The organism is Pannonibacter sp. CBAS1226, assembly GCF_055685825.1.
In genome coordinates, this window is the sequence record NZ_JBVOUO010000001.1 from 226,734 (window position 1) to 251,251 (window position 24,518).

21 protein-coding genes are annotated in these 24,518 nt (G+C 63.1%); 14 read left to right on the forward strand and 7 right to left on the reverse strand.

Annotation, left to right across the window (positions count from 1 at the left end; all coding sequences use genetic code 11):
• Window positions 1–7 precede the first annotated feature (7 nt).
• Window positions 8–1,261 carry a sarcosine oxidase subunit beta family protein gene (locus AC0CMF_RS01105; RefSeq protein WP_374630124.1) on the reverse strand — a complete coding sequence of 418 codons (1,254 nt, stop codon included), beginning with the start codon at window positions 1,259–1,261 and terminating at the stop codon, window positions 8–10.
• A 385-nt stretch (window positions 1,262–1,646) separates the two neighbouring features.
• On the opposite strand from AC0CMF_RS01105, the gene AC0CMF_RS01110 reads away from it, so the two are divergent.
• The 3 genes from AC0CMF_RS01110 (at window position 1,647) to AC0CMF_RS01120 (ending at window position 4,581) form a co-directional block, all read left to right on the forward strand.
• Window positions 1,647–2,774 carry an S-(hydroxymethyl)glutathione dehydrogenase/class III alcohol dehydrogenase gene (locus tag AC0CMF_RS01110; protein ID WP_050472784.1) on the forward strand — a complete coding sequence of 376 codons (1,128 nt, stop codon included), beginning with the start codon at window positions 1,647–1,649 and terminating at the stop codon, window positions 2,772–2,774.
• A 10-nt stretch (window positions 2,775–2,784) separates the two neighbouring features.
• A complete protein-coding gene (gene fghA, locus AC0CMF_RS01115; RefSeq protein ID WP_374630125.1) occupies window positions 2,785–3,609 on the forward strand; it encodes an S-formylglutathione hydrolase in 825 nt (274 codons plus the stop codon).
• A gap of 216 nt (window positions 3,610–3,825) precedes the next feature.
• The gene (locus tag AC0CMF_RS01120; RefSeq protein WP_374630126.1) at window positions 3,826–4,581 is read left to right on the forward strand and encodes an SDR family oxidoreductase; all 756 of its coding nucleotides are present in this window, start codon (window positions 3,826–3,828) and stop codon (window positions 4,579–4,581) included.
• Between the two features lie 41 nt (window positions 4,582–4,622).
• On the opposite strand, the gene AC0CMF_RS01125 is transcribed toward AC0CMF_RS01120, so the two are convergent.
• The 4 genes from AC0CMF_RS01125 to AC0CMF_RS01140 all read right to left on the reverse strand — a co-directional run bounded on the left by AC0CMF_RS01125 (window position 4,623) and on the right by AC0CMF_RS01140 (window position 9,751).
• A complete protein-coding gene (locus tag AC0CMF_RS01125; protein ID WP_374630127.1) occupies window positions 4,623–5,039 on the reverse strand; it encodes a DUF423 domain-containing protein in 417 nt (138 codons plus the stop codon).
• Between the two features lie 220 nt (window positions 5,040–5,259).
• A complete protein-coding gene (locus AC0CMF_RS01130) occupies window positions 5,260–6,540 on the reverse strand; it encodes a toll/interleukin-1 receptor domain-containing protein (protein WP_374630128.1) in 1,281 nt (426 codons plus the stop codon).
• Window positions 6,541–6,815: 275 nt separating this feature from the next.
• On the reverse strand, window positions 6,816–8,861 hold the full coding sequence (locus AC0CMF_RS01135; protein WP_374630129.1) for a M3 family metallopeptidase: 2,046 nt from the start codon (window positions 8,859–8,861) through the stop codon (window positions 6,816–6,818).
• A 278-nt stretch (window positions 8,862–9,139) separates the two neighbouring features.
• Window positions 9,140–9,751: a pyridoxamine 5'-phosphate oxidase family protein gene (locus AC0CMF_RS01140; RefSeq protein WP_058899568.1), complete on the reverse strand. Its 612-nt coding sequence runs from the start codon at window positions 9,749–9,751 to the stop codon at window positions 9,140–9,142.
• A gap of 118 nt (window positions 9,752–9,869) precedes the next feature.
• Between AC0CMF_RS01140 and AC0CMF_RS01145 the strand changes: the two genes are divergently transcribed.
• From AC0CMF_RS01145 to AC0CMF_RS01180, 8 genes are all read left to right on the forward strand, one after another.
• Complete coding sequence (locus AC0CMF_RS01145) at window positions 9,870–10,568, forward strand: aspartate/glutamate racemase family protein (protein ID WP_472481306.1); 699 nt, start codon at window positions 9,870–9,872, stop codon at window positions 10,566–10,568.
• Window positions 10,569–10,811: 243 nt separating this feature from the next.
• Window positions 10,812–11,555, forward strand: a complete 744-nt coding sequence (locus AC0CMF_RS01150; protein ID WP_082205921.1) for a FadR/GntR family transcriptional regulator — start codon at window positions 10,812–10,814, stop codon at window positions 11,553–11,555.
• Between the two features lie 160 nt (window positions 11,556–11,715).
• Window positions 11,716–13,227 (forward strand): ABC transporter substrate-binding protein, encoded by a 1,512-nt coding sequence (locus AC0CMF_RS01155; RefSeq protein ID WP_472480801.1) that lies wholly within the window; start codon window positions 11,716–11,718, stop codon window positions 13,225–13,227.
• 103 nt (window positions 13,228–13,330) lie between these two features.
• Entirely contained in the window at window positions 13,331–14,278 is a 948-nt protein-coding gene (locus tag AC0CMF_RS01160) for an ABC transporter permease (protein WP_472480803.1), read from the forward strand.
• The gene (locus AC0CMF_RS01165) at window positions 14,275–15,144 is read left to right on the forward strand and encodes an ABC transporter permease (protein WP_472480805.1); all 870 of its coding nucleotides are present in this window, start codon (window positions 14,275–14,277) and stop codon (window positions 15,142–15,144) included. Before AC0CMF_RS01160 ends, AC0CMF_RS01165 begins: the two co-directional genes overlap by 4 nt.
• Before the next feature lie 22 nt (window positions 15,145–15,166).
• A complete protein-coding gene (locus AC0CMF_RS01170) occupies window positions 15,167–16,951 on the forward strand; it encodes a gamma-glutamyltransferase family protein (protein WP_472480807.1) in 1,785 nt (594 codons plus the stop codon).
• A 3-nt stretch (window positions 16,952–16,954) separates the two neighbouring features.
• Entirely contained in the window at window positions 16,955–17,713 is a 759-nt protein-coding gene (locus AC0CMF_RS01175) for a DUF1028 domain-containing protein (RefSeq protein WP_472480809.1), read from the forward strand.
• Window positions 17,710–19,533, forward strand: coding sequence for an ABC transporter ATP-binding protein (locus AC0CMF_RS01180; protein WP_374630130.1), 1,824 nt, complete (start codon window positions 17,710–17,712; stop codon window positions 19,531–19,533). The genes AC0CMF_RS01175 and AC0CMF_RS01180 overlap by 4 nt, the downstream gene beginning before the upstream one ends.
• On the opposite strand, the gene AC0CMF_RS01185 is transcribed toward AC0CMF_RS01180, so the two are convergent.
• On the reverse strand, window positions 19,534–19,863 hold the full coding sequence (locus AC0CMF_RS01185; protein ID WP_374630131.1) for a DHCW motif cupin fold protein: 330 nt from the start codon (window positions 19,861–19,863) through the stop codon (window positions 19,534–19,536).
• Window positions 19,864–19,890: 27 nt separating this feature from the next.
• Window positions 19,891–20,802, reverse strand: coding sequence for an EamA family transporter RarD (rarD, locus tag AC0CMF_RS01190; RefSeq protein WP_050472797.1), 912 nt, complete (start codon window positions 20,800–20,802; stop codon window positions 19,891–19,893).
• A 200-nt stretch (window positions 20,803–21,002) separates the two neighbouring features.
• Here rarD and AC0CMF_RS01195 point away from each other — a divergent pair, with 200 nt between their 5' ends.
• From AC0CMF_RS01195 to AC0CMF_RS01205, 3 genes are all read left to right on the forward strand, one after another.
• Window positions 21,003–21,476 carry an SH3 domain-containing protein gene (locus AC0CMF_RS01195; RefSeq protein WP_058899575.1) on the forward strand — a complete coding sequence of 158 codons (474 nt, stop codon included), beginning with the start codon at window positions 21,003–21,005 and terminating at the stop codon, window positions 21,474–21,476.
• A 273-nt stretch (window positions 21,477–21,749) separates the two neighbouring features.
• Window positions 21,750–22,481 (forward strand): hypothetical protein, encoded by a 732-nt coding sequence (locus tag AC0CMF_RS01200; protein WP_208977165.1) that lies wholly within the window; start codon window positions 21,750–21,752, stop codon window positions 22,479–22,481.
• A gap of 24 nt (window positions 22,482–22,505) precedes the next feature.
• Window positions 22,506–24,443: an adenylate/guanylate cyclase domain-containing protein gene (locus tag AC0CMF_RS01205; RefSeq protein WP_374630132.1), complete on the forward strand. Its 1,938-nt coding sequence runs from the start codon at window positions 22,506–22,508 to the stop codon at window positions 24,441–24,443.
• Window positions 24,444–24,518 lie beyond the last annotated feature (75 nt).

Consider the following 24,518-nt stretch of genomic DNA (forward strand, 5'->3'; position numbering starts at 1 on the left):
GAAAGCCTCAGTGAGCCACGGCGGCAGCAGCCGCCTCGTCGATCAGGCGTCCGGTGCGGAACCTGTCCAGGGAGAAGGGGGCGTTGATGGGGTGTGGCGCGCCGGTCGCAATCGTGTGGGCAAACACATGGCCCGAGCCCGGCGTTGCCTTGAAGCCGCCCGTGCCCCAGCCGCAGTTGACATAAAGCCCCGGCACCGGCGTCAGCCCGATGATCGGCGAGCGGTCCGGCGTGTTGTCGACGATGCCGCCCCAGTTGCGCAGCATGCGCATGCGCCGGAACATGGGGAACAGCTCGCAGATGGCATCCAGCGTGTGGGTGGTGATGTGCAGCCCGCCTGCCTGCGAATAGGAGACGAACTGGTCCGTGCCCGCACCGATCACCAGCTCGCCCTTGTCGGACTGGGAGATATAGGCGTGGATGGTGTTGGACATGACCACGCAAGGGAAGGCGGGCTTCACCGGCTCGGACACCAGCGCCTGCAGCGGATTGGATTCCAGCGGCAGCTTCAGCCCCGCCATGGCCATGACGACGGAGGTGTTGCCCGCCGCCACGCAGCCGATCTTCTTTGCGCCGATGAAGCCGCGTGAGGTCTCCACGCCCGTGATCTCGCCGGAAGGCGCACGGCGGATGCCGGTGACGGCGCAGTTCTGGATGATGTCGACACCCATGGCGCTGGCCCCGCGTGCATAGCCCCAGGCCACCGCATCATGCCGGGCGGTGCCGCCCACCCGTTGCAGGGCCGCGCCCATCACCGGGTAGCGGATGTTCTTCTCGATGTTGAGCGGCGGGCAGAACTCCTTCGCCTCTTCCGGCGTCATCCACTCGTTCTCGACCCCGGCCAGCCGGTTGGCGTGGATGTGGCGCTTGAACACCTGCACGTCATGCACCGTATGGGCGAGCATCATCACGCCGCGCTTGGAATACATGACGTTGTAATTGAGATCCTGCGACAGCCCGTCCCACAGGTTCAGCGCATGCTGGTAGAGGGCGGCGCTTTCCTCCCACAGGTAGTTGGAGCGCACAATGGTGGTGTTGCGGCCCGTGTTGCCGCCGCCCAGCCAGCCCTTGTCCAGCACGGCCACATTGGTGATGCCGTGCACTTTGGCCAGGTAATAGGCGGTGGCCAGCCCATGGCCGCCCGCGCCGATGATGATGACGTCATAGGCGGCCTTGGGCTCCGGAGAGCGCCACTGGTGGCCCCAGTTCTTGTGCGCGCCGAAGGCGTTTTTCGCCAGTTCGAGAAGGGAATAGCGCGTCATGGCCGCCGGCAGGCTCCTTGTCATGGTGTGCCGCTGCGCCGCCGCCGGGCAGGGCTTGTTGTCTCAGTGTGACTGACGCGGGCGGCTGGACACAAGGGGGCCTCCCGTCAGAACAGGTCTCTCACTTTTGCCAGCAGCAGCGCAACATCCTAACCTCAGACAGTCCTGCAATGGTCAGAATCCGACATGTCCGCCGCACCGGCCGCAGAGACCGGAAAATTCTGATGGAACAGGGCTCTCTGTGTGACTGGCTGGACAATTTGTGTCGCGTTTCGTGACAGGCTCCGCCGCTCGATCTGTTACCGGGGGTGGCTGACATGAACGTCACTGCTTATAACACGGCGATCATCATTGATGACTTGCCCATCGAAGGAGGGGAGATCCCATGGAAGTTCGCGCCGCAGTCGCCGTTCAGGCCGGCAAGCCGCTGGAAGTCATGACCGTCAATCTGGAAGGCCCGCGTGCCTTCGAGGTTCTGGTGGAAGTCAAGGCCACCGGCATCTGCCACACCGATGATTTCACCCTGTCGGGCGCCGACCCGGAAGGCATCTTCCCGGCGATCCTGGGCCATGAGGGCGCGGGCGTCGTGGTGGAAGTGGGCAAGGGCGTCACCAGCCTGAAGCCGGGCGACCATGTGATTCCGCTCTATACGCCCGAGTGCCGCGAGTGCCCGTCCTGCCTGTCGCGCAAGACCAACCTGTGCACCGCCATCCGCGCCACGCAGGGCCAGGGCCTGATGCCGGACGGCACCTCGCGCTTCTCCATCGGCAAGGACAAGATCCATCACTATATGGGCTGCTCCACCTTCGCCAATTACACGGTTCTGCCGGAGATCGCGCTCGCCAAGGTCAACCCGGACGCGCCCTTCGACAAGATCTGCTACATCGGCTGCGGTGTCACCACCGGCATCGGCGCTGTCATCCACACCGCCAAGGTGGAGATCGGCGCCACGGCGGTCGTCTTCGGTCTCGGCGGCATCGGCCTCAACGTCATTCAGGGCCTGCGCCTTGCCGGTGCGGACATGATCATCGGCGTCGACATCAACAACTCCAAGAAGGAATGGGGCGAGCGCTTCGGCATGACCCATTTCGTCAACCCGCTGGAAATCGGCGAGGACATCGTTCCCTACATCGTCAACCTGACGAAGCGCGGTGCCGACACCATCGGCGGGGCGGACTACACCTTCGACTGCACGGGCAACACCAAGGTGATGCGCCAGGCGCTGGAATGCTCGCACCGCGGCTGGGGCAAGTCGGTTGTCATTGGCGTCGCCGGTGCCGGGCAGGAAATCTCCACCCGCCCGTTCCAGCTCGTCACGGGCCGCACCTGGATGGGCACCGCCTTCGGCGGCGCGCGCGGGCGCACGGACGTGCCGAAGATCGTCGACTGGTACATGGACGGCAAGATCGAGATCGACCCGATGATCACCCATCTGCTGCCGCTGGAAGACATCAACAAGGGCTTCGACATGATGCACTCGGGCGAGTCCATCCGCTCCGTCGTGGTCTATTGAGGGGCGGGCGATGAAGACCGTTTCCGAAAGCCGCATGTATGGCGGCGTGCAGGGCGTCTATACCCATGACAGCAATGTCTGCGGCGTGCCGATGACCTTCGCCGTCTACCTGCCGCCGCAGGCCAAGGCAGGGCGCGTGCCCTGCCTGTGGTATCTGTCGGGCCTGACCTGCACCCACGAGAACGCCATGACCAAGGCCGGGCTGCAGGCCCATGCGGCCGAGTTCGGTCTGGCCATCGTCTTCCCCGACACCAGCCCGCGCGGCGAGGGTGTTGCCAATGACGAGGCCTATGATCTGGGGCAGGGCGCCGGTTTTTATGTCAACGCCACGCAGGACCCGTGGGCACCGCATTTCCGCATGGAAGACTATGTGGTGCGCGAGCTGCGCGATCTCGTGGCTGCGTCCTTCCCCGTGACGGACAGCCACGGCATCACCGGCCATTCCATGGGCGGCCATGGCGCGCTGACGCTCGCCATGCGCCACCCCGGCCACTATGCCTCGCTCTCGGCCTTCGCGCCGATTGCCCACCCGTCCGCCTCGGACTGGGGCCGCAAGCAGCTGGGGGCATATCTCGGCGCGGACGAAAGCCTGTGGCGCGGTCATGATGCGGTGCACCTTCTGGCGGACAAGGGCTGGTCTTCGGACCTTCTGGTCGATCAGGGCCTGTCCGACCAGTTCCTGGACCTGCTGAAGCCTGAAGCCCTCGCGGAAGCGCTGGGCCGGACCCGCACACCCTCCACCGTGCGCCTGCAGGCGGGCTATGACCATTCCTACAACTTCGTTGCCACCTTCGGCCGCGATCACGTGGAATGGCATGCAGCTCGGCTGAAGTAACGCTGCAGGGCTTTATGCGATGAGCAAGGGGCGGGGCCGGGAACGGCTCCGCCCCTTGCCGTTGGTGCCTCCAGTTCCCCGATCCGCTGCAACCCGGAAAGCGAGCGGAACGCAAAAATATTCCTGTCCGGACAATGGCTTGCCGGTCTGGTTTCGGGTCGTTCCGGCTTCTCCCGCCGCCTAGCTTGCCGGTGTTTTCAACCGGAGAGCAGATCCATGCAACTGAAAGACAAGGTCATCATCATCACCGGCGCCAGCAGCGGCATCGGCGAAGCGGCAGCGCGGATGTTTGCGGCACGGGGCGCAAGGCTCGTCATTGGCGCAAGGCGCAAGGACAGGCTGGAGGCGCTGGCAGCGGAACTCAACGCGGACGGCGGTGCAGCCGTCGCCGTCTCAGGGGATGTGGCTGAGGCAGAACATGCGCAGGCGCTGGTGGATGCCGCCCTCGGCCAGTTCGGCCGCCTCGACGGGGCCTTCAACAACGCCGGCATGGTGGGGGACATGGTGCCGCTGCCGCAGATGAGCCCGGCCAATTGGCACCGGGTGCTGGAGGTCAACCTCACCAGCGCCTTCCATCTGGCGCGGGCGCAGATCCCGGCCATGCTGGCAGAGGGAGGGCAGGGCTCCATCGTCTTCACCTCCACCTTCGTCGGCCATGCGGCGGGCCTGCCGGGCATGGCGGCTTATGCCGCCGCAAAGGCGGGGCTCATTGGCCTGACGCAGGTTCTGGCGGCAGAGCACGGGGCGGCGGGGCTCCGGGTCAACGCCCTGCTGCCGGGCGGCACCCGCACGGACATGGCGCCGCAGGATCAGGCCTCGCTGGACTGGGTGGCCGGGCTGCATGCCCTGAAGCGCCTTGCCCGGCCGGAAGAGATCGCCGCCGCAGCAGCCTTCCTCCTCAGTGACGATGCCTCCTTCGTCACCGGCACGGCACTGACCGCCGATGGCGGCAATTCCATCTCTAAGACCTGAGGGAAGCTCCCGGCGTGGCAAACACACCGGGAGGCTGATCTTCAGCGCGGCCGCACGAAGGCCGCGCTGAGCAGCACGGCGAGCCAGCCGCAGATCATCAGCGAGCCGCCGGTGGGTGCGGACATGGCAAACAGCCGTTCAGCCGTGAGCGCCCGGCTGACCAGATCGCCGCTGAACAGCGCAACGCCCGCCAGCAGCAGCACGAAGGCCACGGGCAGCAGCGGCACCCGCCGCAACTGCGCCAGCGCGCCAAGGCCCAGAAACGCCGGGGCGTGGAACAGCAGCATGCCGGAGGCAACACTCATCAGCCCGGTTGCATCCATATGCGTGCCAAGCGCCGCCAGCGCGACGCCTGCCGCCCCGCAAAGCCCAGCCGCCACCATCCCCGCCCGGAACAGCGGATGCGCGGCCTGTGACGCCGTATTGCCAGAGGGAGAACCTTGAGAAGAAACCTGCATCCTGAACCGCCATCAGCCAACCCCGGCACCACACGGCGCCCTCGGGGGAGTATCTGTCCCGGCAAATCTACCGGCGGCAGGGGGCGGTGTCGATGTGCGGGGGAATGGCAAAGGGACGCAGGCGTATCAAATTAAGCAGTCAATCATATATATAAAATATCAGTCATGGTTCGTAGCATTAGCGGCAATTTATATTTTCTAAATTCACAATATTTCTATCTTACTCTAAGTATAATGAAATTCCTTCGATTGCCTTAATTAATACATCCTGTGGAATGCATGTAATCATACCGTTGGAGAAAATTGATTCCCTGTCAATGTAGTAATCCCAGGACTTGCTTCTGTCTTGAAGGAAAACTACTGAATCAATGAGGCGAGTGTCCAATTTGTGTTCGGACATATAGTTCTTGATATCTGGATTTTCATAAAAATCCTTCATTCTACTGTTAAATGCGCGTGGGTTGATGCCGAGTTGTCCTCGATAGTAATGAAGATACCGCCAAATTGCCACGATTGGGTCCATTTTATCCAGTGCACGGAAAAGCGGAAAAACGCCCTCAGATGGACGTGCAAAAATATCCATCGTTGCTTTTAATGCTTGTCTATGTTTGTCGCTTAAAAACATCCAAATCAAATTGTTCGCAATTTTCTCGCGATGATCTGGTGGAACGCTCCTTAATCTCTCCTCCGCATAAACTCCAATCATTCGACGAGTACTTCTTGTTAAGCTAGTATAGGAAGGAATATCGCCCAAGATAACTTCATTCAGTTCGTGATATGCAATACAAAGTGCCAGATCGCGAATGTCCCCCGGACTGAGTTTGTGGTCAATGTTTGGTAGTATACAATCTACCAAATGAGCTAAAGAAAGTATATGATCGTATATCGAACGGGGTTTAAGTTGCGGTTTAAAGCCATCGAGGCGGACCCTTTTGCCGGATCGAGGAACTTTTTTTAGAGTCTTTACGATCTTTAATCCGGGCCGAAACGGTAGAGAAATACTTTCCCCTTCCAGATCTGCCAGTATTTCTCGGACGCTGTTTAGTATTCCGTCTCTTTCTTCTAGGGTTATTCGATCGACATGATTCTCAGTGGATCGGAGTTTAGATAAAAAACTTAGAAGGGTAGCAAGTGAATCGTCGAATTCGCCTCTTTTTCTGAAGTCTACATACTTTTTGTCGCGTAAAAATGCTGGAATCTTGCAGTCACTTAATAATATTGGAATTACTCCAATTTTCTCTGAGTTGATATTCTCAAAGAATTTAGCCTGCCATTCATTTTCAACCCATTTGGATGATATTGAGAAATCGCTTAAGAATAGAAGTATTATATTTGATCTCTCAATTCCCTTCTGGATCTCAGACGATATTGATTTGCCGAATGGAATATCGTTCTCATCTAGCCAAGTGCCAAATCCTGCAGACTTGAGCTGCTTATCTATCCGGCGCACAATCTCCTTGTCTCGGCTAGAATGGCTCAAGAAGACAACAAACTTGCTCATATGCCCCCCTAAAAAAGAAAGCCCACATTATTATAACTGCAGGTTGCCATATTTTTGTGAGCAGATGCAATGAGGTAGGGCGTGTAGGTGAAGGGGGCTTAACGAGCTTCAGCAAGCGGTCAGCATATCTGTGTTTCGGAGGTTGTGCTGCTTCTGATTTAAATAGGGATAGCTTGTTTGTTGTATATGTCTATGGACAAACTCCCGAAGAAATGGATCTCGAACATCCCCCAGCCCGGTTCCCCGGGCCGGGGCAACAAACTCCCTCTAAACCCTCACGCCGCCTTCAGCCCGCGCTTTTCCAGCAGCGCATCAATGTCCGGGCCGCGGCCGCGGAAGGATTTGTAGGCTTCTTCGGGGTCCTGGCGGCCGCCGGCGGAGTAGATGAAGTCGTGGAGGCGGGTGGCGGTGGCGGGGTCGAAGATGTTGCCGGTTTCCTCGAAGGCGCCGAAGGCGTCCGCGTCCATCACCTCTGACCACATGTAGCTGTAATAGCCGGAAGAATAGCCTTCGCCCGAAAAGGCGTGGGAGAAATGCGGAATGCGGTGGCGCATGATGATCTCGTCCGGCATGCCGATTTCCGCCAGCGCCGTCTTTTCATAGGCCGTGACATCAATGCCCGCCGGGTCCGGGATCTCGTGGAGATTGAGGTCGAGGAGGGCGCAGGCGGTGTATTCCACCGTGGCAAAGCCCTGATTGAAGTTGCGTGCGCCCAGCACCTTGTCGAGCAGGGCCTTGGGCATGGGCTCACCGGTCTTGTAATGCACGGCAAAGCGGGACAGCACCTCCGGCTGGCTCAGCCAGTGCTCGTAAAGCTGCGAGGGCAGTTCCACGAAGTCCCGCGCCACGGACGTGCCGGAGATGGACGGATAGGTGACATTGGACAGCAGGCCATGCAGCCCGTGGCCGAATTCGTGGAAGAGGGTGCGGGCGTCGTCAAAGGTCAGCAGGGCGGCCTCGCCATCGGCGCCCTTTGAGAAATTCATGACATTGACAATGATAGGGGTGACCTCACCCTTCGCCCGGTGCTGCGGGCGGAAGGCGCTCATCCAGGCGCCGGAGCGCTTGGACGGGCGGGCGAAATAATCGCCGAGGAAGAGGCCCACATGCTTGCCGTCGCGGGCGCGCACCTCGAAGACGCGCACATCCGGGTGATAGACCGGCAGGCCCTTCTGCTCCTCGAAGGTGAGGCCGAACAGGCGGGTGGCGGTGTCGAAGGCGGCTTCGATCATCTTGTCGAGCTGCAGATAGGGCTTCAGCTCCGCCTCATCGAGATCATGGTCGCGCTTGCGCACCTTTTCGGAATAGTAGCGCCAGTCCCACGGGGCGATGGGGGCATTGTTGCCCTCCGCGCGGGCGGCTTCCGCCAGCTTGTCACGCTCGGTGCGGGCCTGCGCCACGGCAGGCGCCCATACGCGGGTCAGGAGCGCGCGCACGGCCTCCGGCGTCTTGGCCATGCAGTCGTCCAGCTTGTAGGCGGCATAATGCGGATAGCCGAGCAGCTGCGCCTTTTCGGCGCGCAGGGCCAGCGTGCGGGCCACGGTTTCGCGGTTGTCCGTCTCGCCGCCGGTTTCGCCGCGTGCGGCCCAGGCCTTGAAGGCTTCCTCGCGCTTTTCCCGGTTGGTGGAGAATTGCAGGAACGGCTCGATGGAGGAGCGGGAGAGGGTGATCACGTGCTTGCCCTCCAGCCCCCGGTCGCGGGCGGCGGCAGCGGCTGCGGCGAGCAGGAAATCGGGCAGGCCGGCGCGGTCTTCCTCCGTCTCCAGCACCAGCTGATAGCTGGATTCATCCTTCAGCACGTTCTGGGCAAAGCGGGTGCCGAGGGTCGCCAGCTCCTGGCCGATTTCGGCCATGCGGGCCTTGCCGGCCTCGTCCAGCCCCGCGCCCGAGCGGGTGAAGCCCAGCTTGTAGCGCTCCAGCACCCGCAGTTCCTCAGCACTGAGGCCGAGGCTGTCACGCCGCTCCCACAGGTCAAACACGCGGGCGGCGAGCTTCGGGTTCAGCATGGTATCGGAGCCGTGCTTGGCCAGCTTCGGCGCCATGTCGCGCTCGATGTCCTGCAGTTCAGCGTTGGTGTGTGCGCCGGTCAGGTTGAAGAAGGTGCGGGCAACGCGGGAGAGGTCCTCGCCAGCCGTTTCAAGAGCAATGATCGTATTGGAAAAACTTGGTGCCTCTGCCTGATCCGCGATGGCGTTGATCTCCTTGCGTGCGCTCTGCATGGCCGTTTCAAAGGCCTCGCGGAAATGCGCCGGGGCGATGTCAGCAAAGGGCGGCAGGCCAAAGGGGGTGGACCAGACGGTGAGGAGCGGGTTTCCGGACATGAGATTTTCCAATGGTTGGCGGCAGGCGTTCTGCCTTCATATGGGGCAAGAGTTTCCAGATGCCAAATGCGGGCGGTTTCGGAGGGGGCCTTGTGTTTCGTAACCCTCTCCATCGTCACCCCGGACGGGAGCGGAGCGGAGATCCGGGGCCGGTGAGCCAAGGTATACCGGCTCTGGCGCAGGGGCAGTGCAAGCAGCGCCCGGGCTCACCGGTCCCGGCTCGCGCTGCGCTTGGCCGGGATGACGGAGGAGAGGGTGGGCGTTGGTTGCCGGCTGCTTCACCACATGCTCGTGCGGGCGCGTTCCGGCCATTCCTTGTCATAGGCTTCGCCGCCCACGCTGCCATCCGACAGGCTGGCGAGGATCTGGCCCGGTGTCGGCAGGGTGCTGGAGTCCACATGGGCGGCGGCGTCCCACAATCCGGCGCGGATGATGGCGCGGGCGCACTGGAAATAGATGGTTTCGATGGAAATGACGAGAACGGAGCGCGGCCGCTTTCCTTCCATTTCCAGCCGGGTCAGCAGCGCCTCATCGATGCTGACAACGGCGCGGCCGTTGATGCGCAGGGCGTTGCCATGGCCGGGAATGAGGAACATCAGCGCCACGCGCGGATCGCGCACCACATTGCGCAAGGAATCGATCCGGTTGTTGCCGCGCCGGTCGGGCATCAGCAGGGTGGTGTCATTCTCGATGATGACGCAGGAGCCCTTGTCGCCGCGCGGCGAACAGTCCAGCCCCTCCGGCCCGCTGGTGGCCAGCGCGCAGAAAGGCGCGGCTTCGATCAGGCGGCGGTATTCCGGCGTGATGCGCGGGCTTTCCTTGACGGTGGAGGCGGGCCCCGCAGTGCCATAGAGTTTTTCCAGATCGTCAATGCTGGTGATGATGCTCATCGTGCCGGTGTCCCTGATGCCTTTGCCGGGATACAGGTAATCCTGATCCGTCCGGCCCTGCCAGTGGTTTTCTGGTGGCGAGCCGCAATTCTCAGTCTGGGGAAAGCCGTTGCAGACCATGGACCATGCCGCCGCAGAAGCAATGCCGCCGCTGGGCATCATCATGCTGGACACCGTCTTTGAACGGCCGCCGGGCGATGTGGGCAATGCGGCGAGCTGGCCGTTTCCGGTGCTGTTCCAGACCGTCAGCGGCGCAACGGCGCGCAAGGTGGTGGGCGGGGATGATGCGGATCTGCTGGATGCTTTCGTGGCCGCCGGAGAGGCGTTGCGGGAGCAGGGTGCTGCGGCGCTCATCACCTCCTGCGGCTTTCTGGCGGCGCGCCAGCCGGTGCTGGCCGCCCGTCTGTCCCTGCCGCTGGCCACCTCCAGCCTGTTGCAGATCCCGGTGATCGCCAGTCTCCTGCCCAGGGGGCGAACGGTGGGTGTGATCACCTATGATGCTGGCTCCCTTGGTCCTGCGCATTTCGCTGGCGTGGGCGCAGATCCGGCAACGCCGGTTGCGGGCCTGCCGCAGGGTGGGGCGTTTCGCGCTCTGATCGAGGGCGGGGCGGCCTATGATGCACCTGCGCTTCAGGCGGAGCTGGAGGCGGTGGCGGCGCGGCTGATTGCGGAGCATCCCTCAACCGGCGCGCTCTTGCTGGAATGCACCAACCTGCCGCCGTTCTCGTCAGCCCTGCGCCAGCGCTTCGGCCTGCCGGTCTTCGACATCCTCACCCTCGGCCGCTGGCTGCATCAGGCGGCTTGCGCGCAGATCTGAGGCGCTGAACCAGATTCTGAATTGGTTCAGACCTTTCTCCTGTCTCCGGAGTATGCCGTTATCATTCGCCGTTGTGGGGTGAGGCGCGCGCGGCTGGGGCGGAGCATCGAACCACTTCCAGATTACCCGCGAAAATGATGGGCATTTGCACAGTCTTTAGGCGTGCCATTTGCTTAGCTTTGCCGCTTGACAGACTGCCGCATTGTCCAACAGGATGAACCAATCTTAAAAATGGTTCACTCAATGGTCCAGACTGTCCCGCATCCTGACAATGCCAATTACGCGCTGGAGAAACTGCGCGACATGCTGCGCGAAGGTGACTTCGGTGCGGATGGAAAGCTGCCGACCGAGCGGGCGCTTTCGGCAAAGCTCGGCCTTGGGCGGCGCGCCATCCGCCGCGCTCTCGAAGTGCTGGAGGCGGAAGGGGAAATCTGGCGCCGGCAGGGGGCGGGCACTTTTGCGGGGCAACGGCCCGGCGGCCTTGCGCAAGGGGTTGATGCGATTGTTGCGGGAACCGACTTCATGGAAATCATGGAGGTGCGCCTGCGGATCGAGCCGCAACTGGCGCAGCTGGCGGCACTGCGGGCCAAGCCTGCCGAACTGGCGCGCATGCGTGATCTTGCCCGGCGCATCAAGGAGAGTGATGACGCAGATGCCCGCGAGCTGTGGGACGGCGCCCTGCACCGGCAGATCGCCCAGAGCGCGCGCAACGGGCTGTTCCTCACCATTTTCGACGTGATCAACCAGGTCCGGCAGGATGAGGCCTGGCAGAACATCCGCGAGCGGGCCCGGACAGGCTCCGGCATCAGCATGGCCTATGCACAGCACGAGGACATCATCGCAGCGATTGCCGCGCGTGATCCGGCGGGAGCGGGAGAGGCGATGCGCCAGCACCTCCTGATGCTGCAGGAGCGCCTCATCCGCGCAACGTCGCTCGACCACGAGGCGCCTGCACCAGACGCGGCTGACGAGGCAATTGCCTCCTGAGACTTCGCCGGGCGGAAACCGCCCGCAGCAGAGATCACCGGGCGGCCTCCGCCCCAAGCAGAAATCACCGGGCGGAAACCGCCCGGATGACGGGACAAGCCGGCGCAGACAAGCCGGTCCCTTGTGAGCCAACAGAACCAATGGAACAGAGGAGAATGGCATGACCCGACTTTTGCGCCTGACGACCGCGCTTGCCTTTGGGGCGCTTTCGGCGCTGCCCGTTGCCGCCGCCGAGCTGAAGATCGGCCTGCAGGATGATGCCGATGTGCTGGACCCGGCGCAGTCGCGCACTTTTGTCGGCCGCATCGTCTACACCGCCATGTGCGACAAGCTGGTTGATGTGTCGCCGGATCTGAAGATCATTCCGCAGCTGGCAACGGAATGGGCCTGGTCGGAGGACGGCATGGCCCTGACGATGAAGCTGCGCGAGGGCGTGAAGTTCCATGACGGCACGGATATGGACGCCGCCGCCGTGGTGGCCACCATCGAGCGCAACATGACGCTGCCCGAGTCCCGCCGCAAGAGCGAGCTGTCCTCGGTCGAGAAGGTCGAGGCAACGGGGCCGCTCGAGGTCGTGTTTACGCTGAAGAAGCCTGACGTGACGCTCCTGGCCCAGCTTTCGGACCGGGCCGGCATGATCGTCTCTCCGGCAGCGGCTGAAAAGCTTGGTGCCAACTTCGGCTCCAGCCCGGTTTGTGCAGGGCCGTTCAAGTTTGTCGAGCGCATCCAGCAGGACCGGATCGTGCTGGAGAAGTTCCAGGACTACTGGAACAAGGACGCGGTCTTCATCGACAAGGTCACCTATCTGCCGATCCCCGATTCCACCGTCCGGCTGGCCAACCTGCAGTCGGGTGATCTCGACATGATCGAGCGCCTTGCCCCCACCGATGCTGCGGCGGTGAAGGCGAATGCGAAGCTTACCTATGCGGATGTGGTCAACATCGGCTACATGGCGCTTTATGCGAACATCGCCAATGGCCCGCGGGCCGACAATCCTTTCGGCAAGGACAAGCGCCTGCGTCAGGCGTTCTCCCTGTCCATTGACCGCGATGCCCTCAACCAGATCGTCTATGAAGGCACGGCCGTTGGCGGCAACCAGCCGTTCCCGCCGAACAGCCCGTGGTTCAATGCCGCGCTTCCCGTTCCCGCCCGTGATGTGGAAAAGGCCAAGGAACTGATGCAGGAGGCCGGATACGACCGCGTGCCCATCGAGCTTCAAGTCGCCAACAATCCCGTTGCCCAGCAGATGATGCAGGTGGTGCAGTCGATGGTGGCGGAGGCGGGCTTTGATGTCAGCCTGAAGTCGACCGAGTTTGCCACGCTGCTCGACGAGCAGACGCGCGGAAACTATCAGCTGTCGCGTTCGGACTGGTCGGGCCGTGTCGATCCGGATGGCAACATCCACCAGTTCATCACCTGCAATGGCGGCATCAACGACACCAAGTACTGCAATCCGGAAGTCGACCGGCTTCTGAACGAGGCGCGCGCCTCGACGGATGATGCCGTGCGCAAGGAAAAGTATGATGCGGCGAGCGTGATCCTCAACGACGATATGCCGATCATCTATCTCGGGCACCAGTCCTGGATCTGGGCGATGCAGAAGAATGTCACAGGCTTCGTCGCCTCGCCGGATGGCATGATCCGCCTTGTTGGCCTGAAAAAGGAAGACTGAGGGAACCGCCCCCTGGCGGGGCTGGTTCCTGTTCGTCCACGGGCGCTGCGGAGCCTCCTCCGCAGCGCTCCCCATCCCACCTGTGCCGTGAAGGATGGCATCCATGCCTGTCTACATTGCGAAGCGTCTGCTGGTCGCCATTCCGACGCTGCTGATCATTTCCATCTTTGTCTTCTCGCTGCAGAAGCTTCTGCCGGGCGATCCCGTCCTCGTGATGGCCGGGGAGGAGCGTGATCCTGCGGTTCTGGAAATGCTGCGGGAGAAATACCGCCTCAATGATCCGCTGCCGGTCCAGTATCTGACCTGGCTTGGCGGCGTCATGACCGGCGATCTCGGTGTGTCCCTGCGCACCAATCAGCCGGTGACCGAACTCATCGCCCAGAAGCTGCCGGTCACCATTCAGCTTGCCGTCATGTCGATGATCTTTGCCTTCCTGATCGGCGTGCCGATGGGCATCCTGGCGGCGGTGAAGAAGAACACGGCCATCGACTATATCGCCAGCATCATTGCCCTTTCGGGTCTGTCGGTGCCCAATTTCTGGCTCGGCATCATGCTGATCCTGCTGGTGTCGGTGAACCTCGGCTGGCTGCCGGCCTCGGGCTTTGAATCGATCTTCGTGGACCCCATCCGCTCGCTGCAGACGATGATCATGCCGGCCTTCGTGCTGGGCACCGCGCTGGCGGCGACGCTGATGCGGCACACCCGCTCGGCCATGCTCGGCGTCCTGTCGCAGGATTACATCCGCACGGCGCGGGCCAAGGGGCTGTCGCCGCGCGAAGTGGTGCTGTCGCATTCCTTCCGCAATGCGCTGCTGCCGGTCGTCACGCTGAGCGCGCTGCTGTTCGGCGAGCTGCTGGCCGGAGCGGTTCTGACGGAACAGATCTTCACCATTCCGGGCTTCGGCAAGCTGATCGTCGATGCCGTCTTCAACCGGGACTATGCGGTGGTGCAAGGCGTCGTCATTTGCACGGCGGTTGGCTTCATCGCGATGAACCTTGTTGCCGATGTTCTCTACGTCCTTCTCAATCCACGGCTGAGGGCAAGCCTATGACCGCGATCGAACAGCCCTCCGTGGCGGCAAGGCCCGAAGGCAGCCGCTCCTGGAAGAAGCTGCGCTCCAGCCGCAGCGCGCTGGCCGGGCTCATCATCATCTCCTTCTTTTCCGCTCTGGCCATTCTTGCGCCACTGCTGCCCATCGCCGATCCGGTGGCCACCAGCTGGTCGGCGATCCGCAAGGCCCCTTCGGCAGCTCACTGGCTTGGCACGGATGATCTGGGCCGGGACATCCTGTCGCGCATGATCTGGGGGGCAAGAGCCTCGCTGATGGCCGGTGTCTTCTCGGTGCTGATTGCCGTCGGCATCGGGGTGCCTCTCGGCATTCTGGCCGGCTATTTCGGCGGCTGGGTGGATCTCGTCATCTCGCGCGTCACCGAGGCGCTGCTGGCGTTGCCGTTCCTGATCATGGCCATCGCCCTTGCCGCCTTCCTCAGCCCGAGCCTCACCAATGCGATGATTGCGATTGGTCTGTCCGCCATGCCCATTTTCGTCCGGCTGACACGGGGGCAGGTGCTGGCGGTGAAGCAGGAAGACTATGTGGAAGGGGCCCGGTCTGTCGGCCTTGGCCACATGGACATCATGCTCCGCTACATCCTGCCCAATGTCACAGCGCCGATCATCGTTCAGGCGACGCTGACCGTTGCCACCGCCATCATTGCCGAGGCGAGCCTTTCGTTCCTCGGCCTCGGGCAGCAGCCTCCGGCGGCCAGCTGGGGCTCCATGCTGAATGTGGCGAAGAATTTCCTCTCACAGGCGCCCTGGATGGCCATGTGGCCGGGTGCCGCGATCTTCCTTGTGGTGATCGGCTTCAACCTCCTTGGCGATGGCCTGCGCGATGCGCTGGACCCGCGCGAACACTGATTTGCAGAAGAAGGCACAGAAATTGACTGAGTTCACCACACGGCCGGAAATCCTCGGCACCTTCGGTGTTGTCACCTCGACCCACTGGATCGCCTCTGCGGTCGGCATGAGCATTCTGGAAAAGGGCGGCAACGCCTTTGATGCGGCGGTTGCAGCAGGCTTTGTCCTGCAGATCGTCGAGCCGCATCTGTGCGGGCCCGGCGGCGACATGCCAGCGGTCATCTATTCCAAGAAGACGGACAAGGTGGAGGTGATCTGCGCGCAAGGGCCAGCCCCGGCAGGCGCCACCATCGCGCATTACACCAGCGAAGGGCTGAAGCTGATCCCCGGTGACGGGCTGCTGTCCACCGTCATTCCGGGCGCCTTCGACGGCTGGATGCTGATGCTGCGCGACTATGGCACCCTGTCCCTGCGCGAGGTGCTGGAGCCTGCCATCTATTACGCCGAGAACGGTCATCCGATGCTGCCGCGCGTATCGGCGACCATCAAGGGGCTGGGTGATTTCTTCGAGAAGGAATGGCCGACCTCATACGAGACCTGGCTGCCCGGCGGGGCGGCACCCGAGCCGCATGCCAACTTCCGCAATCCGGTTCTGGCGGAAACATGGAAGCGCATCATTGCGGAGGCGGAAGCAAAGACCCGCCGCGAAGAGCAGGTGGAGGCCGCACGTGATGCCTTCTACCGGGGCTTCGTCGCCGAGGCCATCGGCAACTACCTCAAGACGGCCGAGGTGATGGATGCGAGCGGCCAGAAGCACAAGGGCGTGCTGACGGCTGACGACATGGCTGGCTGGAGCGCCACCATCGAGGCGCCGCAGACCTTTGATTACCACGACTGGACCGTAGCCAAGACGCAGGCCTGGGGGCAGGGGCCGGTGCTGCTGCAGTCGCTGGCGCTGCTCAAGGGCTTTGACATTGGCGCGATGGACCCGGCCGGTCCCGATTTCGTCCACCATGTGGTCGAGGCGATGAAGCTCGCCTATGCCGACCGCGAGGTCTATTACGGCGATCCGAAATTCGGGGAAATCCCGGCGGAGTTCCTGCTGTCGGAGGGCTACAACAGCGAGCGGCGCAAGCTGATCGGGCCTGAGGCCTCGTTCGACCTGCGCCCCGGAACCGTGCCGGGCTACGAGCATCAGCGCGATGCAACCATGGCCATGCTGGCCGAGTTCTCCGGCCGGGGGGCGGTGTATGAGCCGACCATGGCGCATCTGACCGAGAAGAAGGGCGATACGGTCCACATCGATGTGATCGACCGCTGGGGCAACATGGTGGCGGTGACCCCCTCCGGCGGCTGGCTGCAGTCCTCGCCGGTGGTTCCGGGGCTTGGCTTTGCGCTCAATTCGCGCGCGCAGATGTTCTGGCTGAAGGAAGGGCTGCCCACCTCCCTTGCCCCCGGTAAGCGTCCGCGCACGACCCTGACGCCATCCATTGCACTCTATCAGGGGCGGCCGGCGCTGGCCTTCGGGACGCCCGGCGGCGACCAGCAGGACCAGTGGCAGCTGCCGTTCTTCCTGCGCTATGCCCATCACACGAATAACCTGCAGGCGGCCATTGATGCGCCGCTGTTCCACTCCACCCATTTCCCCGGCTCGTTCTATCCGCGCACGTCCGAGCCGGGCCACATTATGGTGGAGGAGAGCTTCGGCGCGGCGGCGATTGCAGAGCTGCGCCGGCGCGGGCATCAGGTGACGGTTGCTGACAGCTGGAGCGTCGGACGCCTGACGGCTGCGCGCCGCGATGCCGATGGCCTGCTGCGGGCGGCGGCAACGCCGCGCCTGATGCAGGCCTACGCGGTGGGGCGCTGAGCCATGACCTGGTCCATCGTTGCCCGTGATCCTGAAACCGGCCACCTCGGCATTGCCGTTGCCAGCCGCTTCTTTGCGGTTGGTTCCGCCGTCCCCTACATGCGCGGCGGCGTGGGGGCCGTTGCCACGCAGGCCTTTGTCAGCCCGCTTTACGGGGTGGATGGGCTTGCCATGCTCGGTGAAGGCAAGAGCCCGCAGGAGATCATCGAGTTTCTGACGGGACGCGATGACGGCGCCGGACAGCGCCAGATGCATCTGATCGACGCTCAGGGCCGCAATGCGGTCTTCACCGGCAAGAAATGCGTCGAATGGGCCGGGCATCTCATCGAGGACAACGTATCCGTGGCTGGCAACATGCTCGCCGGTCCGCAGGTGCTGGAGCGGACCCTTGCCGCCTACAGGGACCTGTCAGCTGCTCCCTTTGCCGAACGGCTGCTGGGTGCGATGGATGCAGGAGAAGCGGCGGGCGGCGACAAGCGCGGCCGGCAGTCTGCCGCTCTCGTCATCTACCGGGATCAGGATCACGCCTGGCTCAGCATCCGTGCCGATGACCACGCTGAGCCGCTGCCGGAACTCTGGCGGCTCTACCGGGTGGCGCAGGAGCGTTACCTGCATGTGGCCGAGACCATGCCGACGCGGGAAAACCCGCATGGCCTCACCGACCGGACCGAAATCGACCGGAAAATCGCAAGCCTCGAAGCCGAACGGCAGGCGGCCGGACGTGCTTCTTCCTCCTTCGCGACGCCGTGGACACCGTCATGACCAATCCTGACCTGACCAGCCAGCCCGTTCTCTCCGTCCGCAACCTGACCACCGCCTTCCGGACGGATGACGGCTGGAGGCCGGTGGTGCGCAATGTGTCCTTCGATGTTTCAGCCGGCGAGACGCTGGCCATCGTCGGGGAGAGTGGATCGGGCAAGAGCGTCACCTCCCTGTCGGTCATGCGGCTGCTGGCGCCGAAGTCCAGCCGGATCGAAGGGGAGGTGGTGCTGAATGGCCGCAACCTTCTTGACCTGTCTGAAAAGGCGATGCGGGGTCTGCGCGGCAACGAGGTCTCGATGATCTTTCAGGAGCCGATGACCTCGCTCAATCCGATCTTCACCATTGGCCGCCAGATCTCCGAGGTGCTGACGCGGCACAAGGGCATGACCAAGTCCGCAGCCCGTGCCGAGACGATCCGCATGCTGGAGCGCGTGCGTATCCCCAATGCCGCCAGCCGGTTCGATGAATATCCGCACCAGTTTTCCGGCGGCATGCGCCAGCGTGTGATGATCGCCATGGCGCTTGCCTCCCGTCCGAAGCTGCTGATCGCCGATGAGCCGACGACTGCGCTCGACGTGACGATCCAGGGGCAGATCCTCGATCTGATCAAGGAACTGCAGGACGAGGAAGGCATGGCCGTTCTCTTCATCACCCATGACATGGGCGTGGTCGCCGAGATTGCCGACCGCACTGTGGTGATGTTCCGGGGCGATGCGGTGGAGACTGGCCCGACGGCGGATATCTTCCACCGCGGCCAGCATCCCTACACCCGTGCGCTTCTGTCCGCCGTGCCGAGGCTCGGTTCCATGGAAGGCGAGGCGGCGCCCTTGCGGTTTCCGGTCGTGGACACGGCCACCGGCGTCATCACCGCACCGCCTGCTCCCGCAGCGCTTCCCGGGCACAGCCAGCCCGTGTTGCAGGTGAGAAACCTCGTCACCCGCTTCCCGGTGCGCTCCGGTCTCTTCAACCGGCAGACCGGCGCCGTGCATGCGGTGGAGAATATTTCCTTTGATCTGCGGCAGGGGGAGACGCTTGCCCTCGTGGGTGAATCGGGCTGCGGCAAGTCCACCACGGGCCGGTCGGTCATGCGGCTGATCGAACCTTCGTCCGGGGATATCCAGCTCGATGGCTTCGACGTCCGGAAACTGGACGCCGTGGAACTCCGGCGGATGCGCAAGAGCGTGCAGATGATCTTTCAGGATCCCTTCTCCAGCCTCAATCCGCGTATGACCGTTGGCCAGGCGATCGCTGAACCCTTCCTGAAGCACAAGCTCGGTGGCGCCCGGGACGCTGCTGAAAAGACGGATTATCTGCTGGAGCGGGTAGGGCTTCCGGCATCCATGAAGAACCGCTATCCGCATGAATTTTCGGGGGGCCAGCGCCAGCGCATCGCCATCGCAAGGGCGCTTTCGCTGGACCCCAAAGTGATCGTCGCGGACGAAAGCGTGTCGGCCCTCGATGTGTCGATCAAGGCGCAGGTCTGCAACCTGCTGATGGACCTGCAGGAAAGCCTGGATCTGGCCTTCCTCTTCATCAGCCATGACATGGCCGTCGTGGAGCGTGTCAGCCACCGCGTGGCGGTGATGTATCTCGGTGAGATCGTCGAGATCGGCCCGCGCGCTGCCGTCTTCGAAAATCCGCAGCACTCCTATACGAAGAAGCTGATGGCTGCCGTGCCGGTGCCTGATCCGGCGCGCCGGGGCATTCGCCGCGGCATTGCCGCCGATGAGCTGCGGAGTCCTGTGCGGCCCATGGGCTACCAGCCGCCGGTGCGGGAGTACCGTGAGGTCTCGAACGGGCATCTGGTGCAGGTGGCTTGATCAGTCGACGATGAAGAGCTTTGCTCCGGAGGTCGTGGAGGAGCGGTGCGGCTCGGCGCCATCGGCCACCTGATAGCTCATGCCGGGCGTCAGCAGGAAGGTGCGGCCATCCTCCAACTCGGTCAGCAGTTCGCCCTCAAGGCACAGGAGGATATGGCCCTTGGTGCACCAGTGGTCGGCAAGATAGCCGGGTGTGTATTCCACCATGCGCACCCGGATGCCACCGAAGTGACGGGTGCGCCAGAAGGCGGCGCCGGTCTCGCCCTTGTGTTCCGTCCGCTCCACGGCATCCCAGTCCGTGGTGCCGAAGGGAATGCCGTTCATATGCATGGTACTGCCCTTGTCATTATGGACGTGTCAGCGCGCCCGGTAGGCCCGCAGCATCGAATAGCTGTAGAGCGCCAGCGCCGACCAGATCAGCACGAAGGCGGAGAGCTTCACCGGGTTCATCGGCTCGCGGAACACGAAGACGGCGATGAGGAAGATGATCGTCGGCGTGATGTATTGCATCACGGCAATGGTCGAAAGCCGCAGCAGCTTGGCTGCATTGGCGTAGATCATCAGCGGAATGGCGGTGGCGATCCCGGCCGACGCGAGAAGCCAGGTGTCCAGCCGGGTGCCATGGGTGAAGTGGCCGGTGCCGGAGCTTTCCAGCCAGAGGACGAAGGGCACGGCGGGAATGCTCAGCAGCGCCACCTCCAGGAAAAAGCCCTGATTGGGCCCCACCGGCAGCGTCTTGCGCAGGAAGGCGTAAAAGCCCCAGCTGACGGTCAGTGTCAGCGAAATCCACGGCAGCCGCCCCGCATCCCATGTCAGGATGCCGACGGCCACGGCGACAAGTGCAATGGCGGCGATCTGCGTGCGCGACAGCTTTTCCTTGAGGACGATGGCGCCCAGCAAAATGCTGAAAAGCGGGTTGATGAAATAGCCGAGGGCACCCTCAATGGCCTGTCCTGAGCCGACCGCATAGACATAGGTGCACCAGTTGACGGTGATGAGGCTGGCGGTGAGTGCGGCCATGCCCATGGTGCGGGGTGAGCGCACGGCGGCTTTCAGATCTCCGATGCGCCGCGTTGCCAGCAGGATCAGGGCGGCGCAGGGGACGGACCAGACCACCCGGTGGGCCAGCACCTCGAAAGGCGAGATATGCCCCAGTGCCTTCAGATAGATCGGCAGCAGGCCCCACAGGCCGTAAGCGGTGAGGGCATAGGCAAAACCCTTGGGGGTGTCGCCGGTCTGCTGCGGAACGGGGGGCGTGTCCATCGCCATGGGGCCTGACCTTGTCTTGTTGGGCTCCTTCCATAGGACGGAACCATTCCGGGTTCCAATTCATTCCACTTGTGTCTGCATCAATCATGTTCATGGCTGACGGAGGACGCCATCTTGCTGCCGGTTTTTCCGTGCTTTGCTGAAATGGCATGGTGTAAGATCAAATGCGTGGGCCATTGACGGTTCGAGAGGTTTCGCGGATGCGTAAGATTGCTTTTTCGATCGCCCTTGCCCTTGGGCTGCTTGGCGCTGGCGCTGCCAATGCCTGGACAGCGCAGGCAACGGCTGACCTGAACATGCGCTCCGGGCCCGGCACGGGCTATGCCCCGCTGCTGGTCATTCCCCGCGGCGCTGTGGTCGAGGCAGGAGCCTGCAGCAGCTGGTGTCAGGTGTTCTATGCCGGCTACCGGGGCTTCGTGAGTGCCCGTTATCTGGCGCCCGCAGGCGGTGGATACTATCAGCCCGTGCCGCCACCGGTGGTCGTCGTGCCGCCGCCCTACTATCGTCCGGCACCGCCCCCCCGCTACCGTCCACCGCATTACCGTCCACCGCATTACCGGCCGGGCCGGTATGATGACCGGCCGCCGCATCGCGACCGCGATTGGCAGGACCGCGACCGTCCGCACCGGGACCGGCGGGGTGATGCATGTATCGGCATCACCTGCCCGAACTGAAAACAGGCCTGCCGGCGGAACAGTCCACCACGGCGTGTGGCAAATACCCTGACAGCTTCCAGCCTGCGGCAATCCTTGCCGCAGGCTGAAGTGTTCCTTGCCAGCCGTGGCAACAGCTGTGGCAAACGGTGTCCGAAAACACCCAAAAGAAACCACATAAGCTGTGACTTCTGCCACAGTTCCGGACGCATTCTTCTCTAAATCATGTATCTGCAAATGGAGATTCGTCATGCCTGTTTCCCGGCTGGGACGGCATGTGAAAGGAGCACTGGAATGGCACTCAAGACAAAGGCCCCCTCAAACAGCCGCTCGCTTGCGCCGCACAGCGCGGCGCGAGGGCTGGCGCTGGGTCTGGGGCTGTCCCTTCTCGGCAGCGTTTCTGCCTTCGCCGCGGATCCGGTCGCCATGGTGCTGGACCGCTCGGAAGGCGTTCAGGCGTCTGCCTTTACCGAACTTTTCCCCGGTGATGCCGTGGCGCTGGGCAGCGAAGGCTATGTCGATCTGCTCGACTACACCTCCTGCCGCGAGGTGCGGGTGACGGGCGGAACGGTGACGGCCGTCAGCTCGGGGCTCGAAGTGGCCGAAGGCCAGGAAACGGAACTGCGTCCAGGCAACTGCCTGCAGCAGCAGACAACCAACGCCGATACCGACGCCAGCAAGGGGCTTGCCACGACCCTGCGCAGCGTGCGTCCGGAAAACAAGGTGGCTGCGTCCCTGATGCTGCGCTTCGGCGATGATCTCAAGGAGCGCTATGACAGCGTCATGATCTCCGTCGATGGCGGTGAGCCGAAGGAATACAAGCTCGACGACACCGCCCTGTCGGAAATGCCGTTGACGACGCCGGAAGATGCGGCTGCGGCCATGGCAGGCGGCACCGTGCGCAATTCCGTGCCGGTTGAGCTGATGTTCAAGCCGAAGGAAGGCGCAGGGGACGCTGAAGTGCGTCAGTTTACGCTCGACCCCTCGGGCGTTGGCCGCGATACTGCTGTTGTCGTGGTGAAATGAACTGAGCCGGGTGATCCTCGTTAAATGACCGGGTCCGGGCGGGCACAGACCGCCGCAACAGAACGTATCAGGCTGAAGGCCGCGATGGTGCTCATCGCGGCCGCGCTTGGTATTGTGTCCGGCTTTGCCTCGATCCATGCAATCTGGGAAGGCTGGATGACGGACCGGCTGCTGCAACTGCGCGCGGCTGCCGAACCCCTGCCGCAGGACCGGTTTCCGGTGGCTGTCGTCGGCCTTGATCAGGCGGCGCTGACGTCCAAACGGCTTGAGGCAATCCCGCGCGTGTTCATGTCCCAGGCCTTTGCCGAAGCGGGGTCCGGATTGTTCGAGGCGGGGGCAAAGGCCATCGGCCTCGATTTCGTTTTTGCCTTCAGCGCCGATTCCTTTGCCGACCCGCAGACAGGCGAGGCGCGGCTGCGCGGCTATGACCGCCAGTTCCTGCAATTCCTGTATCAGAACCGGGGCCGTGTCGTCGTCGCCCGGACTTCAACCGGGGTGCCGCACCGGTCCATTTCGGCAACGGCCGGCAATGAAGGGGTGCGCTCCACCGAGATCTTCACCAGCAACGACGGAGTGGTGCGCCGCCACAGACCGGCGGTGCCGCTGGAGAACTCGCCTGCCTTTGTCGATGCCATGCTCTCGCTGATGGGCGCGAATATCGCCGAGCCATACATGCCGCTTCCCGGCGCCCGGCTGGCCTCGACCGTGCCCTACCTGTCGCTGGTCGATGTGCTGGACATGATGGACAGCGAAGAGGGCCGGGCGAAGCTGCATGAATTTGCCGATGGCCGTGCCATTCTCTTCGGCAGCACCTTGCCGAATGAGGACGAGCATCTGTACCTCGACCGCTATCTGCCGCGGGAAGGCGTTCCGGGCGCGATCGAGGGGGCGATGGGCCGCCCGCCGGTGCGAAGCGCGACGTCCGGCGTCTTCATTCTGGCCGACCTGGTCGGCGCGCCGCTGACCGGCCGCTTTGCCACGGATGCGCCTTTGGCAGCCGTTGCGGGGCTGATCATCGCCTTTGCGCTTGCCGGTGCGCTCGCCGGGCTGAACCTGCCGCTGCCGAGCCTGCCTTTCGTGGCGGCCGGGCTCATCGGCGGCGGCGTTGCCATCGCCTTTGCGGCATTGATGGGCGGCAGTGTCCTGCCCGCCGGCGCTGCGCCCTTTGCAGGCTTCATCGCGCTGATGGTGGCCGGTGTGGCGCAAGTTGCCGTGCTCAAGCGCCGCGAGCGTGAACTGGTGCGACTCTTCGGCCATTACTTGTCGCCGCAGGTGATCAAGACCATGGCCGAGCAGGAGCGCCTGTCGGATCTGGGCGGTGAAACCCGCCGCGTGGTGGTCGCCTTCATCGATATCGTCGGCTTCACCCGCATGTCGGAACAGCTGCCCGATCGTGAGGTGGTGAAGGTGGTGAACACCTGTTTCGAAGCCATCGGCGGCGAAATCACCCGCTTTGAAGGTTACATCGACAAATATATCGGTGACGCGGTGATGGCGATCTGGAACGCGCCGAATGACGTTGAGGCGCCCGAGCAGCACGCGGTGGATTGCGCCCTTGCGGTGGTTGCCATGCTGCCGGAGCTGCGCCGCCGCACCGGGCAGGCCGGGCTGGACCTGCGCATCGCGATCAACGCAGGCCCCGCACTGGTGGGGGATATCGGCGGTGAGACGCGCCGTTCCTTCACCGTCATGGGCACCACCGTCAACACCGCCAGCCGCATCGAGACCATTGCCAAGGAAGCCGCCGTGCGCCTTGCCTTCAGTGGCTCGGTGGCGGAAGGCCTCAATGCCCCTGCGCTGCTCCCGCTCTGGAAAGGCACCTTGCGCGGCCTCTCCGTCGAGACGGAAGTGCTGACCCTTGATGACGCTGCGCTCTTCATGGAAGAAAGCGGGCCGCGCCTGCTTCTGAGCGATGAAGATCCGGACCTGCCGGAAACCAGCATCCGCAGTGTCGCAGGGTAAGCGGCGCCAGTCTTTCCCGTTTCGCCGGTTATCTGTAAATCATTGTTTCCCTAGGGGAGAATTTCAGCAATGAGG